Raw genomic sequence first — 15,022 nt, 5'->3', positions numbered from 1 at the left:
TTTTTGTACCCGTTACAATGAGCAAAGCACATAATGGCTTGCCGAGTAAGTCGTTATCAAATAGATGACTGAGTTCTCTATTCTTCAGGACGGGGATGACGGGTATGGTCGGCTGGGGAGGCTTTCGGTCAGGAATGGAGCAGTGCAGACCCCGGCTCTGTTTCCCGTGATCAATCTCATCGGTGGAACCACGTTGGATTCGGGAAGTTCGTGGCGACATTTCCGGGATAACATCCTTGACGAGGACGATCTCCAGGGAATAATGTTCCAGGCGATGAGTTTCTTGGACTACGGGCTTACCGCCGATAACCTCGCTGACTGGCGGGAGAAGACATTTCGGGAGCATTTCGAGGACCGTGTTGATGTGAACGCCCCGATCTTCATCGATTCTGGCGGGTTCAAGCTGATGAACTCGAAGACGTTTGGCGACCCGCCAGCCGAAGGCGACGAGCAGAATGATTGGCGCCTTTACACGAATCCGGACAGTATCCTCAAACTGCAAGCCGACTTTGGCGCAGACATTATCGCAACTTTGGATTATCCGATTCCTCCGGATCTCAACGTCGACGAACAGGAAGATCGGATGGAACAAAGTATCGAGAGCGCCGTTCGCTGCCTCAAGCTAATCGAGAACCCGGACGAGATTGAGATCCGTAGCGAGGCAGACAAGAAGAGCGTCCAGAATCTCAAGGCACAGAAACAGCAGGATGAACCCGCTGTTTTCGTCGCGATCCACGGCCACGATTACGATACTATCCATTGGTATGTCATGAATTTCTTGGAGCGGATCGAAGAAGAGGGGGTAGAACAACCGTTCCAAGGATTCGCCATCGGTTCCTTAGTCCCACTGCGGAGTAAAGTAGATGTTCTCGTCGATATCGTTCAGGGTGCGATTGACGCGATTTCCGAGGAGCGGCGAGACGAGATTGCCCTCCACGTATTTGGCGTCGGTGGCAAACAGGCGTCTCTTCTATCTTTACTAGGGGTTGATACGTTCGACTGCTCCTCCCATATGCAGACAGCACAGTACGCTAAGTATCTCATTCCCGGTGAATGGAACCATCTCAAGCTCTCCGAGCTTACAACGTATACCGGAGATAATACGTTTCCCTGTGATATTCCGGATTGTCCGCTTTGCAGTGACGATGGACCAGCAACCGATGAAGAAGGGCACCCACTTACACCTGACAAACTCAACGAGTACCTGCAACGCGAACCAACCTATGGCGTAGACGGGTTCACGAAAAGCAAATACTACGGCTGGCTTGCCCGGCACAACTTCGAAGTCTACAATCGGGAAATCCGCGAAGTACAACAGGCAATAGCGGACGGACGATTGCTGGACTATGTCATCGAGTTCGCGCAACAGGACGCTGATATCCGTCGGGGGCTGAAGAAAGCGCAAGTCCGAGATTCGCAGCTCCAACGGGATATTGAAGCACGCGATGCGTACGAACTACTTCCGGGTCCGGACGTCGCGAGTGATCAAGCCAAGCTTTCGGACTTCAATGTGGGTATCGATGAGATAGAGGACCAACGGACGATTTCGCTGGAACACAGCCCGAGTGATTTCAATGTTCTAACGCGGAACTACACACCGCCGGAAAGAGAATATCTCTTGGTTCTTCCGTGTAGCAAAACGAAGCCATACGCAGAGTCACAGACGCAGCGAGCGGTACTCAACAAACTGACGCCGATTCGGGAGTCGGTTCATAAGGTAACCGTATCCGGCATGTATGGACCGGTACCGGAAGAGTTCGAAGAAGAGCCAGCGATAAAAGAGTACGAATACGTCCTCTCTGCGGAAGACGAAAAGCAGGTCCAACTCGTGACTGAACGACTCACAGAGTATCTCAACGTCTTCGGTGGACAGTACGATGAAATCGTCGGCTATGCCACGAGCAAGAACTATCGGCAAGTTATCGAGGATGCGTTCACCGAACATAGGGCTGGAACTGTCTTCCCCCGTGATCCGCGTGCCCGGCGGTTCCGGGAGCACTTCCGGAACGCAAACATCCGTGAACTCACGGATCATATGAACGTCTCAGTCGATGCAACGCTTGGCGACTTAGAGTAGTTCCAACTTCTTCGCGGCTCCGGCAGACCAAAAGAACCAAGATGAAGTGACCGAAAGAGGAACCTATGCCAACCCTCTTAGTCCAGGGGTGCTCTAAGTCCAAAAAACCGACATCTGAACCGGTTGAGGCGTTTGAGTTGTACTCTGGATACTACTACAAAATTATCAAGAAAGCGATTCGACAAGGTGAGTTCGACGAGGACATCGATATCTGCATCCTCTCAGCTGAATACGGATTGTTGGACACAAATGACAAAGTATTATCATATGATAGGAAGATGAGTCGGGAACGGGCAGACGAGCTTCAGTCGGACGTGGTCCCGGAACTGGAAACACGGGTCCAAAACGGTGGGTACGAGACGGTGATTCTGAACCTCGGAAAGACGTATCGCCGTGCTGTCGCTGGTATTGATTCCCGTGTCGATGCTACCGTCAAAACACTTGGTGGTAGTCTTGGAGAGCGTGGGCATGAATTAAAGAACATCATCCGTGGCAACACGGACCGTCTCGCCGGTGAAGCATGAGCCAGTTCGCCAATACTGCTTCGTCGGTCTCATTCGACATCACGGAAACCGCCGGCAAAGCACGAGCAGGCGTATTGTCCGCAGGGACGGCCACCATCGAGACGCCGAACCTCTTCCCCGTCGTGAATTTCTATGGTGGTGGCCGGGCAGAAAGCATGTTCGGGGGGAGCACCCACCGGACAATCAAGGAACTGATGATCGGTGCTGACCGGGTTGATAGCGTTGATTGCAGCGATTACTTCGACGCTGCGATGATGACGGTGTCGTCCCTCACCGAGTACGGAATCAGCCGAAACGTATTGCGGGACTATCTTTCGGAGCCGATCAAAGCCCGGCCTGTCTTCGACAAGTTCAACGGGATGCTCTTCATCGATTCTGGTGGGTTCCAGATTCTCCAGCGCGGAGGGCTTGACGGGAGTGACTTTCAGATTGACATGGACCAAGATGCGGTCTTCGACATGCAACAAAAGATGGGTGGAGACATCCTCGTGAATCTGGACCGGCCGATTTCACCGGAAGATACCTATGAAGACCGTGTCGCAAAGGCTCAACAGACGGGGCAGGACGCGCTCCAGTTTGCGGATCTTGCCGCCGACCATCCGGGTGCCCGATATCTCACCTTCCACGGCTACGATTACTCAATGATCGATACGTTCGTGTCGACGATGCAGGACGAGTTCGGCGATCAGTCCATACACGAGCTGTTCGACGGTATCGCGCTCGGTGGCTTGGTCCCGAAAAAAGACGACCGGGACGCGTTGATTGACGCGGTACTCGGCTGTAAAGAGGTAATGGCGGAGAACGGGATTGCGGACCTCCCGCTCCACGTGTTAGGCATCTCGAACGGAGCGATTCCCTTGTTGGCTGCACTCGGCGTCGACACGTTCGATTCGTCATCGTATCTGCAGAGTGGCATCAACGGGAAATACGCCACATCACTGACGAAGTTCATCAATGTCGACGATGCAGATTTCGGCCAGTGTAACTGTCCGGTCTGCAGTTCGGATGAGCTAGTGAGCCGGATGCAGGGGAATGCCCAGTATCGGAAGGACATCATGGGTCCTGTCGCCGTGCACAATTACATTGTCCAACAGCGCGCCGTCGAGCGCATCCGTGAACTGATCCAGCAGGGTGAGACGGATCCGCTGATTGATTACATCGATGCCACGGTCGGCCGAGAAGACTCGACACGGAGGCATGCGCATCGCGTCGTGAACGAATCACTTGGAGGGTACTTCTAACATGAAACAGCAACCGAAGGTCAACGAGGTTAACGAATTTCTGGAAATCGCGAGCGACTTTGAAGATCCGCTCGAAGTCATCCGCGAATCACTGTCAAACGCATACGACGCCAATGCGTCCCACGTCGAATTCACCATCAGGGAACGGCCCCACGGGTCCGATATCGTGATCGAGGACGACGGTGGCGGGATGAGCCGCCAGGACCTGGAATCGTTCTTCGACTTGGGGAACTCCCGCAAAGAGGATGCCATCGGTTACAAAGGCCACGGGACAAAGATCTTCTACAAAAGTGATGAAATCGTCGTGAACACGTCGAGGGACGGCACGACGCTCCACGCGGAAATGAAGGACCCGTGGCGCAAGCTCAACAACAAGGAACTCCCGGAATACACTGTTACGGAAACCCCGTCACGTAAGGGTAGAGACGGTACGCTTATCAGAATCAGTGGATTCCGCTCCGGCCAAGGGTTAGGCCCCGAATCACTGACCTACAATAAGATAGAACACTATCTGAAGTGGAAGACCATCGCTGGCTCGACTGCGCACTTCTTCGAGGATAACCATCACGACATGAAAATCGAGGTCGATCTCGATGAGGAGATCGATGATACCAAAGGCAAACTCGAAATAGACTCAAACTTCACTTTCCCGGACGAGCAACTTGAGCCCGGAGATGGTGACTTCCCGGCAGAACGGATGTGCAAACATTTCCCGTCGGAGGGTGGCCGTGTTATCGAGGTTGAACACGAAGGCGGGACGTCCGAAGTGGAGATCGTCGGTATGGTCGCTGGCAAGGAGGCGCGGAATGAACTTGCGACGTACGGAAAGCATTCGGCCCAGTTCGGTGTCTGGCTTGCCAAGGACCACATCAAAGTGGAGCAGTTGAACGAGGCGGTACCGGACAACGTTGAACATACCCACTTGATGTTCATCGTGAACTGCCAAGACATCGAACTCTCTGCCAACAGGGGGAAAATCCGGAATAAGAGCAGTAACGTCTACCAACGGTTGGTTGAAGAGGTCCGGCATTATCTCTCGAAGGTGTGCAGTCATCCGTGGTTCCTTGAATATATGGAGGCGCGCCGGCAGGGTGAGCTCAACCGGAAAGCGCAGTCGCAGTCGGACTCGGTGGCACAACGGCGTGAGCGGCTTGCGAAGCGAACCGATTTCGTCCCGGAGAACCGTGCAGAGCTCGTCCTCGCGCTAGAACGATCAAACCGGAAATCTGGGGTGAAAGAAATCGAAGTTGCAGATTACCGGCCGAACGACGAAGTGGCATCTTTCATCCGGGACGGTGATGACCTCAAACCGACGTCCGTCTATCTCCAGGTTGAGGACCACTTTGCCGACGACAAGCCACTCGAAACTATCGATACGGTTCTCGCATGGGAGTGGGGGGACCGGGACTCCCTGCGGGAATACGCCCGGCAAGGCTACCACGATGGAATGCTTTCCGTGGACTTTGCTGAGCAGAAACTGGAGTATGAGAAGGATGGGGAGCGGAAGCAGGTGGATGTCGTACTTGTGAGCAAGCGGTTGCGGCAGGAAAAACCGCTGGCGGAGATACAATAGCCAAAATCGCCACCCAATACCTTGGTGGCGCTGGTCGATGTAGATTTCCGCTATCTTTCACGAACTTAGGTCAGGTGCTGTACGGTATATGAGTACAGAATTGGTTTCACTCTTGTTCAAGCGTTGCGCTACCACCGACGTGCCAACTCCGCTCGACTTGAAAGCCTTCCAAGAGTCTGCCGTCGGGGACCCGATCAATCCATATCGAGTCGTGAGTGTTCGCCGAAATTTTAATGTATACCCATACAACCTGGATTCAACGATAATCCCGTGAAAATCCGCCGCTCAGATTACCGATTAGCTTGACTCGGTGAGATTCAGATATTCCTCTAATTTTGCACTGCCCCCTGCGTGCCAGCTCTGTCGCGGTCGAATCTTGACAGGTACAATTTTTTCCGAATCGTCGTTCATCACGTAGGCGTAGCCAGGGTCTTTAGGAATCTGTTCCATGTAGTGACTTATTTGACGGGTGTTGTGCAGCTCTGAGATACGGTCACCGACTGCTTCAGAGTCTTTACCTGCAGTAAGTCGATGGATGATAAGGGTGTCACACTGGGAGAGAATCCGCGAGTCGAGAGCGCCTGGCTGTTGGGTCGCCATGACGAGTGAAAGCCCTGGACGGCGGCCCTGTCGTACCCATTCGACCAGTGGTTCTGTGCTCGGCTCCTTTGAACCGGATGGGGCAAAGAGATGTGCCTCATCGAGGAAGAGCCAGATAAGGGGGAATTCGCTTTCTGAGAATTGGCCTTTAATCCGGCTGACTTCCTCGCGGCTCCGCTCGAAACTCCGCTGGTTGTACATTTTCCGGACCAAAATGCCGGTAAGCATGGTCCGGACGTTCCATGGAAGCGCCCCCGCACCGCTCAGGTCGAGGATGACAAAGTCGCCACCTGTGACAATTTCATCGATACGGCTTCCTGAGGCGCTAAAGATCCCCCATGACTTTGCTTTCTCTAGCCGTCGGAGAAGTGCTTCTTTGACATTGGAGCTTTCATCTGATTCTTCGATTTTCTGCGTGAGATCGCCCAGGCCATAGAAGGAGCCAAACTCATCTTCAGTCAGCTCAATAACCTCAGAGAGTAATCCCGCCTGGGCCTGTGTCTCATCAATGTCGAGAAGATATAACCAATCATCCACTGAGAGTTCTGATGGGTAGAGCTCAAAGCCTTCATGGAAATACTCGCTGACGTCTTCGTATTTTTCCTCCAGTCCGGCGGGGTAGTAGACCGTGACCGGAAAGTCATCTGGTGAAATATCCCAGTCAGCGAGCAGGTCAGGTTCTCTTGTTTCGACCTGGAGACTCCAATAGATCCCCATCGCATCGACGACAAGGCCTGTGAGATTATCCCTCGCTGCGCGGGGAAGCTGCATCAGCTCCTCCATGAGGACACCGAGCGTATGGGATTTCCCGGTCCCACGCTTCCCACACACGGTGATCATGTGGGGCGCGTTGAAATCTAGATGAACCTGTTCTTGAAGAAGTTCATCGGATTCAAACTGGCGGCCGATATATCCAGCTAACTCTTCATTGTCACCGCCAATGATCATTGATCCACCTCAGCTGGTTGTTCAAGCTCTTCATCGTCCTGCTCGTCGTCCTCCATGCGTTGAAGCACGCGTTGCGCCACAAAGAAGGCTTGGAGTTGCTCATGAGTCGTTCCTTCTAGTAGCTGTTTGAACTCCTCATCACTTAACTGGTTGATCACCTCAGGGACATCGGTATCGGTTGCACGAGCTATGTCCTCTCCGTCAATGTCCTCAACGAAGTCGGGGATTCGACTGATGACCGTATCGTTCTCTAAGAGATCTTCTTTGATCTGCTGTTCCAGTTCTTGCCACCGCCGCCAGTTTTGGCTAAACGTTTCTGCTTCCGGGAGCTCATCGTTAGAGACATCCAACGCATTGTAGCACTGGTCAAGATTGCTGCGAGCACTTCCAAGTCGACCAGGTTCACTGAGGAACTCTCTTTGCAGATCGTTCGCCCACTGCTGATCATCTTCCACCTGTTCGTGATACTGTGATCGAAGCGCCTCTATCCGTGTATCTACTGTTTCAATATCTTCTTCGAGCTGTTTTTCTAGTTCATCGTAATCGGCCGCCTCATCGTCTTCGTCTGACGTATCTGGAACAAGGTTATTGATTGTCTGTTTGAGGCCAGGCAGTACATCGTCGACAGTCGTCTCCGAACTATCGTCGAAGAGTGCTCCAAGATCCTCTTGAATCGTGGCATTCGCAATAGTATTGCGAGGATCACTGGATTCGGTATGCGACGCCACCTTTGTCATGATCGGGATATCAGGATTCTCTAACTCAGACCGATCAAAATCGTCAGGGAACGCAGTTAGTACATCAAGGTGGTCGTGGAGCTTTTTCCGTGTTCGAATAGCTGACTGCGCGTCTTCGAGTTCACTGAGCAGGGTACGTAACGGCTGCTCAATCAAATACAAGAGGTGCTTGTCATCATCGGGTAGTTCTTCAGCAAGGATGCTCAGATATTGCGAAACCGGGGTATCCTCATATGCATCGTCCGACCGCACGTCATCGATACGGTCAATGATCTCTTCGTAGTCCCCCTCCCAGGGCACGACGTGTTCTTCTTCAATACGACTGAGGTGGGCGATTTGATCGTCTGGTGAAATTTCGCCTAGTTTTGTTTGGAGATCATCGATATTCGATTCCGCGTCGTTTTCAGCTGCTTTGTCGAGGACTACTTTCTCAATCGTGCCTTGGAGGCCGTCACGAACGTCTTCATATTTAGCTTCAGCATCTAATGGCGGTTCAACGGTGATCTCTGCTGCTTGGTCAACATCGTCGTTGATCCTCCACCGGCCTTGTTCCAGTACATCCCCTATAGCGAGGACGAGATAGATGCCGACCTCTGCATAACTCTGGAGACGACTGAGATCACGGACACCGAAGATCGTCTCAACAACATCGGCATACGTCACTGCTTCATCGTCCTCGGTCTGGTCAACATTCTGTGCGATCCGCGTCATGATCGCATCCATGCGATCCGTATAGTCTGGTTGTAACGTATCGCCGTTCACGAACTGCTCTTCACTCAATTTGTTATCGACAAACGACCTGAATTCCTCTGGCGATTGTCTAGCGCGGCTTATGCCAGCATCAGGGCCTTCCTCTAACATAGCCTCATCATAGTAGAGTGAGTTCCCAAAGTCACCGTAGTGGCGGACTGCGTAGACGGCATCTCTAAGCTCACCGGCGTTGTAGTCCTGATATTCGAACCCGAGCGTCCGGTAGCAGAATTGCTTGCTTCGGGTTGCGGTACGACTCAGTCCGGAGAGATCGAAGAGACTTCGTTGGACGACCTGTTGCCGAAGTCGTTCGGACAGGGAGTCTTCAAGCAACTCATTCTGCAACCCTAGCTTCAAAAAGAGCGTGTAGGCCTCAAATTCAGAATACTCGTCGTATTCTTCCTTGATCGCATCAAGAAGTTCGACATAATGATCCTCAGTGAAATGCGTCTCAAATTCGTCCTCGAAGAAGGAGACGAAGTTCTCCTCAATTTCAGGTGCATTGAGTGACAGAGGCTCACAATCCACGGTTTCACAGCTCACCTCAACAGGGAGCTCATTGTCATCTTCGGCAGGCGTGAAGGCCAAAACCATCTCAAGCTGCGGTTCGTCTTCGATGGTTTTCTCATCTAACGATGGAGGCACTGATTCGCCGAATGAAATATAGAGCGTCTCTAGGAAATTCCCGCGATCCGGATTGTATATCAGGTAGTCGTCTTCCTCTGCTGTGGTCACTTCCCCGCCCGTTTCCGAATCCAGGAACTGACTCCATAGTGAAAGCAAGGACTTGGACGACAATTGATGATCTTCGACATCCAGCTGGACTTGCTGTTCCAACGAACGCGTGATTTCTCCTTTCGATGTCTCGATAAACCGTTCTCGATTGAAGAGCAAACGATCAGACTCCAATGAGTAATAATCTCGTGCAGATGCAGTTTCCCATACCTCAGCTACCTCGTCCTCATCAGTAAGGGGCACCCCTGCTGACTCGGCGATTTCAATAGTCCCATCCAAAGTAAAATACTGCTGATCTTCGTCGATCGAAGGATCAGGGGACTCTTTGAGCATCCCCGCTTTTGTAAGAATCTTTATAACGTTCGTGTGGTAATCGGATGCCTGCTGATAGTCACTTTCAATAGTTGTAACAACACGCTCTGAGCCAGGGAAGTTTTGGAGATTGACAATGTTGTTCCGAGCCGAATTTCTAACTGTGTCCCCGTTTTGATAGAGGAATTCCATATCGATGATACGGTCACTCTCACAGTCCCATTCCCGAAGTAACTCCACAAGAATATCCTTCACGTCACGGAACGACTGGACAACCTCGATATCTCCCAGCTCCACTGTATCGACGAAGCTAACGACGAACCGAACTGTGTTTTGTGTAAATGGATAGATGTAGTCGTCAGAATCTTCATCAGCGCTACTTAACGTGGCGAGCCACTCCTCCGTAGCCGAGTAATCAGGAAGAATCTGCTGGGCGTACATCCGGTAGAGTTTGTTAAATAGATCGACCGTTTCATCGAATGTCAGGTCGATAGGATAATGGATGGCATCTTGAGCACGTTCAAGATCGTCGCGCTCGATACCAAGGTATTCTCCCATTCTATCGAACTTGAACGTGTTTGCAAAGAGAATATACGGAACTTCCGAGTCTGGATCTACTGCATTTCGAAGAAGAATTTGGCTGATTCTGAGCGTGCGGGGATCAAATTCATCGTCCGGCCTATTTTGACGCTCCCGGTGAAGCTGCTCGAATTCATCAACATAAATTCCGGGAACATGGCCCTCAATGTCCTCGTACTTGGAAGTGAACCATTCAATTGTTTTAACAGCCTCTCCAGTCTGTAATTCCTTGATCAATTCAGCAAGTTCCTCAAGAGACTGGGGATCTCTCCAAGTGTCAATGTACTCGTCCTGAATCTCTTCTCTAAGAGCATGGAACGTCAATCGTCGGCGGTTATCAGTATACGCTTCTAACAAATCCTCCTCACTAATTGAGGAGCCGGCTTCAACAAGCCCCTGATAAATCGATTGCAGGAAGTCAGCCGGTGTCAGGTTTTTATGAACACTGACCTCAATGCAGTCAATCTCTTTGCGTCCATATTGGATCTGCTCGAAGTCCTCGCCATCAAATGTAGCAGGCCCTTCACACAGTGACTGAATAGCATAGCGAAGCAGCGTCTTACCCGACCCGTATGCACCACTCAAAACAACGCCACTAGCCTCTTCATCAGCGAGTTGCTCTGTGATCCCGTTCAGCACCTGCCGTCGCGTCTTCGTAATGATGACTGGCGATCCATCTTGACGAAAAGCCTCAAGCGTGGGAAGATCTTGTTCTTCACATAGCTGGTCAGCTTCATCCTGAAAGCCGTCAATCGTCGTAACCTGGAGAAGTCGGAGAGTATTCTCTTTTGCTTGGGCTTTAGTCATTGTCTATGGTATATCGGACGAGTTCTCGTTTGAGGTTGTTAGTATTATCGATGAGGTAAACTGTCCCTGGCGCTACGTTGTCCTCGCTCAACTGAGATTTGTCAGCCACAAACACAATACTAGGAGCATCAGTAGTATCCCTTTCGGACGGTCGAAGTAACCGTACTTGATACGATGGGAAGAGCTCTCGTAACTCTCCAATTAGGTCGAAGACTGTGTACTCGTCATCAACCGAATCAAAGCCAATAATTGCCATCCTCTCGTGCCGGTCATGCACATGTGCTTCTACACGCTCGCTCAGGTCTGTCGGATTCATATTAGCCTTTAGACGTTATCCAATTAGTTCCTTCCGCTCGTTGATGCTCGATACGACGATTCTCTTCAAGTGTTGTTATAGCCTGCTCGACCCGGCTTTTGGTCCACCCAAGCTCATCTTGAAGATAGTCTCTAAACTCATCGCTGGCCATTCTACCATTATGCTGTTGGAGAACCCCGATAGCCATCTCTTCATCATTACGCCGAAGCTTAGCAAATCTCTCGGGGTCAATAACCCATGTTCGTCCCTCCTTTCGTATGATACCAAACTCTTTCAGAAAATTAGCTGTGAGACTCGCTGAATAACTATTTGGCTCTGTCAGCATCGATTCAAACTTACTATTCCGGGAGGTACCTATCTCTAACCGGCCATTCTCAACTCGCCGGCTTATCGCTTCTAGAATCTCGTGATAATCGGTGATTTGTGTCCGTGAGCGTTCTTCCAGCAGATCAAATAATTCCTGCTCAAAATCCCGAGCATTGACTAACCGCTCACCATTCTCCGTAAGCTCATATTTGCCTTCGTCATTAGGCACAATCGCCTGCAACCACCGTTCTTCAGAAGAAAGAAACTTGAACGCTGGATATTCATCATCCTGTTGAATATAGACCTGGCTACCGTGTTCACCGTTGATCCGCTCCATTTCGGCTAGAAGCTCTTCCTTTGACATCGGCCCTCCAAACCGGATCGCCTCCACGATTTCCCGCACCGACTTCAGTAGATGTGATTTCCCCATCCGAGGGAACGACTTATTCGTCATTATTCACCTCATATCGGAGAACTGGAATAACCATCTCACTGGCCGATGTTCCGCCATGGAAACCGTGCGCCCCACTATTCTGATTTTTCCAGTTATAACGAGATACCAAGCCGATCTGTGGCGTATCGAAAATACCCTGCTGGTTTGGTCGCATCACATCAAGTCCTGGCGTTGATTCGAACTCAGATAACAGGGTAGAGGGATCATCATCAGTCCATGCCCAGACAAATTTCGCTCCAGAAGCAAGATATGGGCTTGCAGATTTATCACTGTCAGTTGTCATGGTTTCGGCTTCATCTGGTGGATATATACCGATTACGTCATCATCCTCATCGGTAACTGCTTGATAGCACGATACATTCTCAGTGAGAAGCCCATTTTTGAATTCGTCTGGGCTCTGCGATTCGAGCAACTCTGTCTCTTCTCGTGTAATTCCCCCGTGGTCTGCAGTCACAATTATTTCGGCGCGATCACTAAGTGCGTCCTTGGCTACTGATTGACACCGTTGGACGAGATTGGCGAGAAAGTCTGCTAACTTACGATAATAGTTATCGAACTCAGAGCTCGATAGCTCGTCATGGAGGAAGCTGTCAAACTCCGGAACGTAAATCACGAAATCAGACTCGAACGCTTCGCGGGCTTCAGGGCGCAGTTCTCCATCTAAGGCTTGTTGGTACCGTTCAAGTTCATTCCGTAAGGTCTTTTCAAACTCTGTTGGGAATTCGTCAAGCCCCTCATATTGGATTGCTTCTCGCCGCATGTTCTGACAGACAGCATCAGAAAACATCGTGATACCACTATCCCCGTAATCAGGTGATTGGAAAAGCTGGAAGGCATTGACACACTCGCGGTTGACAAAGTCTAAATCTGCCTCAGTCACAGTCTGACGCGTCATCAGAAGACTCCGCCCGTCATTTTTCACTTGCCGGGCAAAGATACCCGTTTCCCGTGGTCGAAGACCCGTGTAAAACGTCGTCATAGCTGACGGCGTATATGACGGGATATTCGAGTACCCAATATCAACCGTATCGGGATCAATACTTGGTCGATCTGTAAACTGAAGCATCCGATAGTCGGTATACCCGAAGCTGTCGACTAGAATTATTATTCGCGTATGCTCAGCAGGCGACAGCAGATTAGAGAGATGAATAAACTGATCATCTTGCTCAATCGTATCGTAGTTCTCGACGATCAGATCCGAGAACTCATCGTATTTCGTAGCGAACGTTGTTGCCAACGCATCATCAGCGACGTCGATATCCTCACCGATCTGTCGCTCTTCAACCACCTGGGTCCAGACGAACTCACACCAATCGCTCAGAAATTGGTCTAAATCTTCAAAGGAAACAGGTTGTGACTCAATATCAGCCTGCCGTTGGTTCCGTTCTTGCTGGACAGTTGCTTGATCAAGCGCCTGATTCACCGGTGTGAGTGTCCGGTATGGTTCGAACTGATGTCGCGCTCGCGGTAGTGCCTCTAACGTGTCTACAAAGAGCTCCTCCCATAGCTCCAGGTTATCAAAGAAGGCTGTCTCCAGCTCCTGACCAATTAGAGATGCTTCAGAAACACCCTGGAGGAAAACACAAATGGTACTCTGGATGATACTCGTCGCCGTATCCTCATCCATACTATCAAATTGATCAGCATAGTTGTCGAACCGCGTACGCGCCGTATCAGCAAACCGTTGACGTGCATCTGTGGGGAGATGCGTAAGCAACACCCCAAAATACGGTTCAAGTACCTCGATATCTTCCAATGGCTGTCCAGCACTCAGTGACTCACCGTTCGTCAAACGTTCAAATTCCAGCTGGACTTCCTCAAGCCGCGTACGATCCAGCTCAATCGGTGACAGTGGCTCCAATTCCGAGTTGTACTGTGTAGATCGTCGGACGATCCGTTCTAAGAGCAGCGTACTGAACAGATCAATACAGCCCGGATCTCGAGTTGCCAACCGGTGTAACTGGCGGTCGACAACCGGGGCCTTTGTCGTCGGCTCTTCTTGCCATGCCTCATCTCCATATACCTGTGCAAACCGTGCTTCGATAATACGTCGCTGCGATTGTTCTGGCAACCCATCAAATAGGTCTATATTCTCAATCCCCAGAACGTCAAGATACTGCTGCCGTAGTGGTGCAGCCGCCTCAAATAAAGATTTGAATGGAATATACAGTGACTCCCAATTTGACGTCCGCCGCAAGGGGTCAGGATCAATCTGGACATCGAAGCTGATCGACAGCGTGAGGCCGAGTAAGAACTCATCGATTGATGGAGCCTCGTCTTCTTCGTATGCAAGATTCGATATGTTATACACCGATTGTCTATCGGTGAAATCAGCAAGCTGATGCTCTAAAACAGTATAGGGAACGAGGTCGGCACCCGGAATATGCGTGTTTGTCATCGTATATGGGCAAAAGAACAGTACTCTAGCCTCACCATCGTACTCAAGAAGAAACTCCATCCCATCGTACACTGTTTCACGGACTTCGCGGGTGGATGTCGGCATCTCATACACCTGCACTGGATTAAAATTTTCGGTCAAGCTCTCTAGGATCTGTTCACCCGCTGGGATAGGATACTGTGTAGGGATAAGAATGATCTTGCCCTCCCCGTCGCGTAATACCGCTTCAAACCGATTCAACTCTTGTAGATGCGAAAAATCAAAAGAGTCCCGAAAGCGCTCTTCGAGATATGTGAGCATAGTCATGCGGTAGGTAAGAACAGTCCTTGAAAGTTTGCATTGAATGGCACCTCCTAACAGATGAACATGTTCAAACCTCCGCATCGGCATTGAACCACGCTACACGAGCCCAAAATGAGCTGCAGGGACCAGACCACTGACGAGCGAATCCGCTCAAATTACCCGTGTAAGCCATGCACTCACAGCGCGCTTTTTTATATACTCGACGGTCGTAGTTCGCGACGGGAATCCCCCGACGGCTGACGCGGGAAAATACGAGACAGTGCGCTGGTGCGAGTCGGCCCACCCTGCACCCAAGTCTACGACGGGTCGACTCCTTTGGGTGCGGACAGGCTTTATGACAACTCATAAACATAACACCTTCT

8 protein-coding genes are annotated in these 15,022 nt (G+C 50.9%); 4 read left to right on the top strand and 4 right to left on the bottom strand.

Features of this window, described 5'->3' with window-relative positions; translation table 11 throughout:
- Positions 1-64 precede the first annotated feature (64 nt).
- From EKH81_RS04640 to EKH81_RS04625, 4 genes are all read left to right on the top strand, one after another.
- Positions 65-2,077 (top strand): tRNA-guanine transglycosylase, encoded by a 2,013-nt coding sequence (locus EKH81_RS04640; RefSeq protein WP_162224493.1) that lies wholly within the window; start codon positions 65-67, stop codon positions 2,075-2,077.
- 65 nt (positions 2,078-2,142) lie between these two features.
- Entirely contained in the window at positions 2,143-2,601 is a 459-nt protein-coding gene (locus EKH81_RS04635; protein WP_132056682.1) for a DUF6884 domain-containing protein, read from the top strand.
- Positions 2,598-3,842 carry a tRNA-guanine transglycosylase gene (locus EKH81_RS04630; protein ID WP_202935061.1) on the top strand — a complete coding sequence of 415 codons (1,245 nt, stop codon included), beginning with the start codon at positions 2,598-2,600 and terminating at the stop codon, positions 3,840-3,842. The genes EKH81_RS04635 and EKH81_RS04630 overlap by 4 nt, the downstream gene beginning before the upstream one ends.
- A gap of 1 nt (position 3,843) precedes the next feature.
- Positions 3,844-5,415 (top strand): ATP-binding protein, encoded by a 1,572-nt coding sequence (locus EKH81_RS04625; RefSeq protein ID WP_132056680.1) that lies wholly within the window; start codon positions 3,844-3,846, stop codon positions 5,413-5,415.
- Positions 5,416-5,712: 297 nt separating this feature from the next.
- On the opposite strand, the gene EKH81_RS04620 is transcribed toward EKH81_RS04625, so the two are convergent.
- The 4 genes from EKH81_RS04620 to EKH81_RS04605 form a co-directional block, all read right to left on the bottom strand.
- The gene (locus EKH81_RS04620) at positions 5,713-6,963 is read right to left on the bottom strand and encodes an ATP-binding protein (protein WP_132056678.1); all 1,251 of its coding nucleotides are present in this window, start codon (positions 6,961-6,963) and stop codon (positions 5,713-5,715) included.
- A complete protein-coding gene (locus tag EKH81_RS04615) occupies positions 6,960-10,883 on the bottom strand; it encodes a ring-infected erythrocyte surface antigen domain-containing protein (protein WP_132056675.1) in 3,924 nt (1,307 codons plus the stop codon). Before EKH81_RS04615 ends, EKH81_RS04620 begins: the two co-directional genes overlap by 4 nt.
- A 317-nt stretch (positions 10,884-11,200) precedes the next feature.
- On the bottom strand, positions 11,201-11,869 hold the full coding sequence (locus EKH81_RS04610) for a helix-turn-helix transcriptional regulator (protein ID WP_132056673.1): 669 nt from the start codon (positions 11,867-11,869) through the stop codon (positions 11,201-11,203).
- Positions 11,870-11,948: 79 nt separating this feature from the next.
- Complete coding sequence (locus EKH81_RS04605; protein ID WP_202935060.1) at positions 11,949-14,657, bottom strand: alkaline phosphatase family protein; 2,709 nt, start codon at positions 14,655-14,657, stop codon at positions 11,949-11,951.
- Positions 14,658-15,022 lie beyond the last annotated feature (365 nt).

The organism is Halorussus amylolyticus (assembly GCF_004143485.2).
Taxonomy (GTDB): Archaea; Halobacteriota; Halobacteria; order Halobacteriales; family Haladaptataceae; genus Halorussus; species Halorussus amylolyticus.
Note: the sequence above shows the minus strand (reverse complement) of the source record. Positions and strands in the feature narration are given on the sequence as shown.

Excerpts from the sequence above, each read along its gene's own strand:
- EKH81_RS04620 (WP_132056678.1), bottom strand. The coding sequence starts at position 6,963 with ATGATCATTGGCGGTGACAATGAAGAGTTAGCTGGATATATCGGCCGC.
- EKH81_RS04610 (WP_132056673.1), bottom strand. The coding sequence starts at position 11,869 with ATGTCAAAGGAAGAGCTTCTAGCCGAAATGGAGCGGATCAACGGTGAA.
- EKH81_RS04635 (WP_132056682.1), top strand. The coding sequence starts at position 2,143 with ATGCCAACCCTCTTAGTCCAGGGGTGCTCTAAGTCCAAAAAACCGACA.
- EKH81_RS04630 (WP_202935061.1), top strand. The coding sequence starts at position 2,598 with ATGAGCCAGTTCGCCAATACTGCTTCGTCGGTCTCATTCGACATCACG.
- EKH81_RS04615 (WP_132056675.1), bottom strand. The coding sequence starts at position 10,883 with ATGACTAAAGCCCAAGCAAAAGAGAATACTCTCCGACTTCTCCAGGTT.
- EKH81_RS04640 (WP_162224493.1), top strand. The coding sequence starts at position 65 with ATGACTGAGTTCTCTATTCTTCAGGACGGGGATGACGGGTATGGTCGG.
- EKH81_RS04625 (WP_132056680.1), top strand. The coding sequence starts at position 3,844 with ATGAAACAGCAACCGAAGGTCAACGAGGTTAACGAATTTCTGGAAATC.
- EKH81_RS04605 (WP_202935060.1), bottom strand. The coding sequence starts at position 14,657 with ATGCTCACATATCTCGAAGAGCGCTTTCGGGACTCTTTTGATTTTTCG.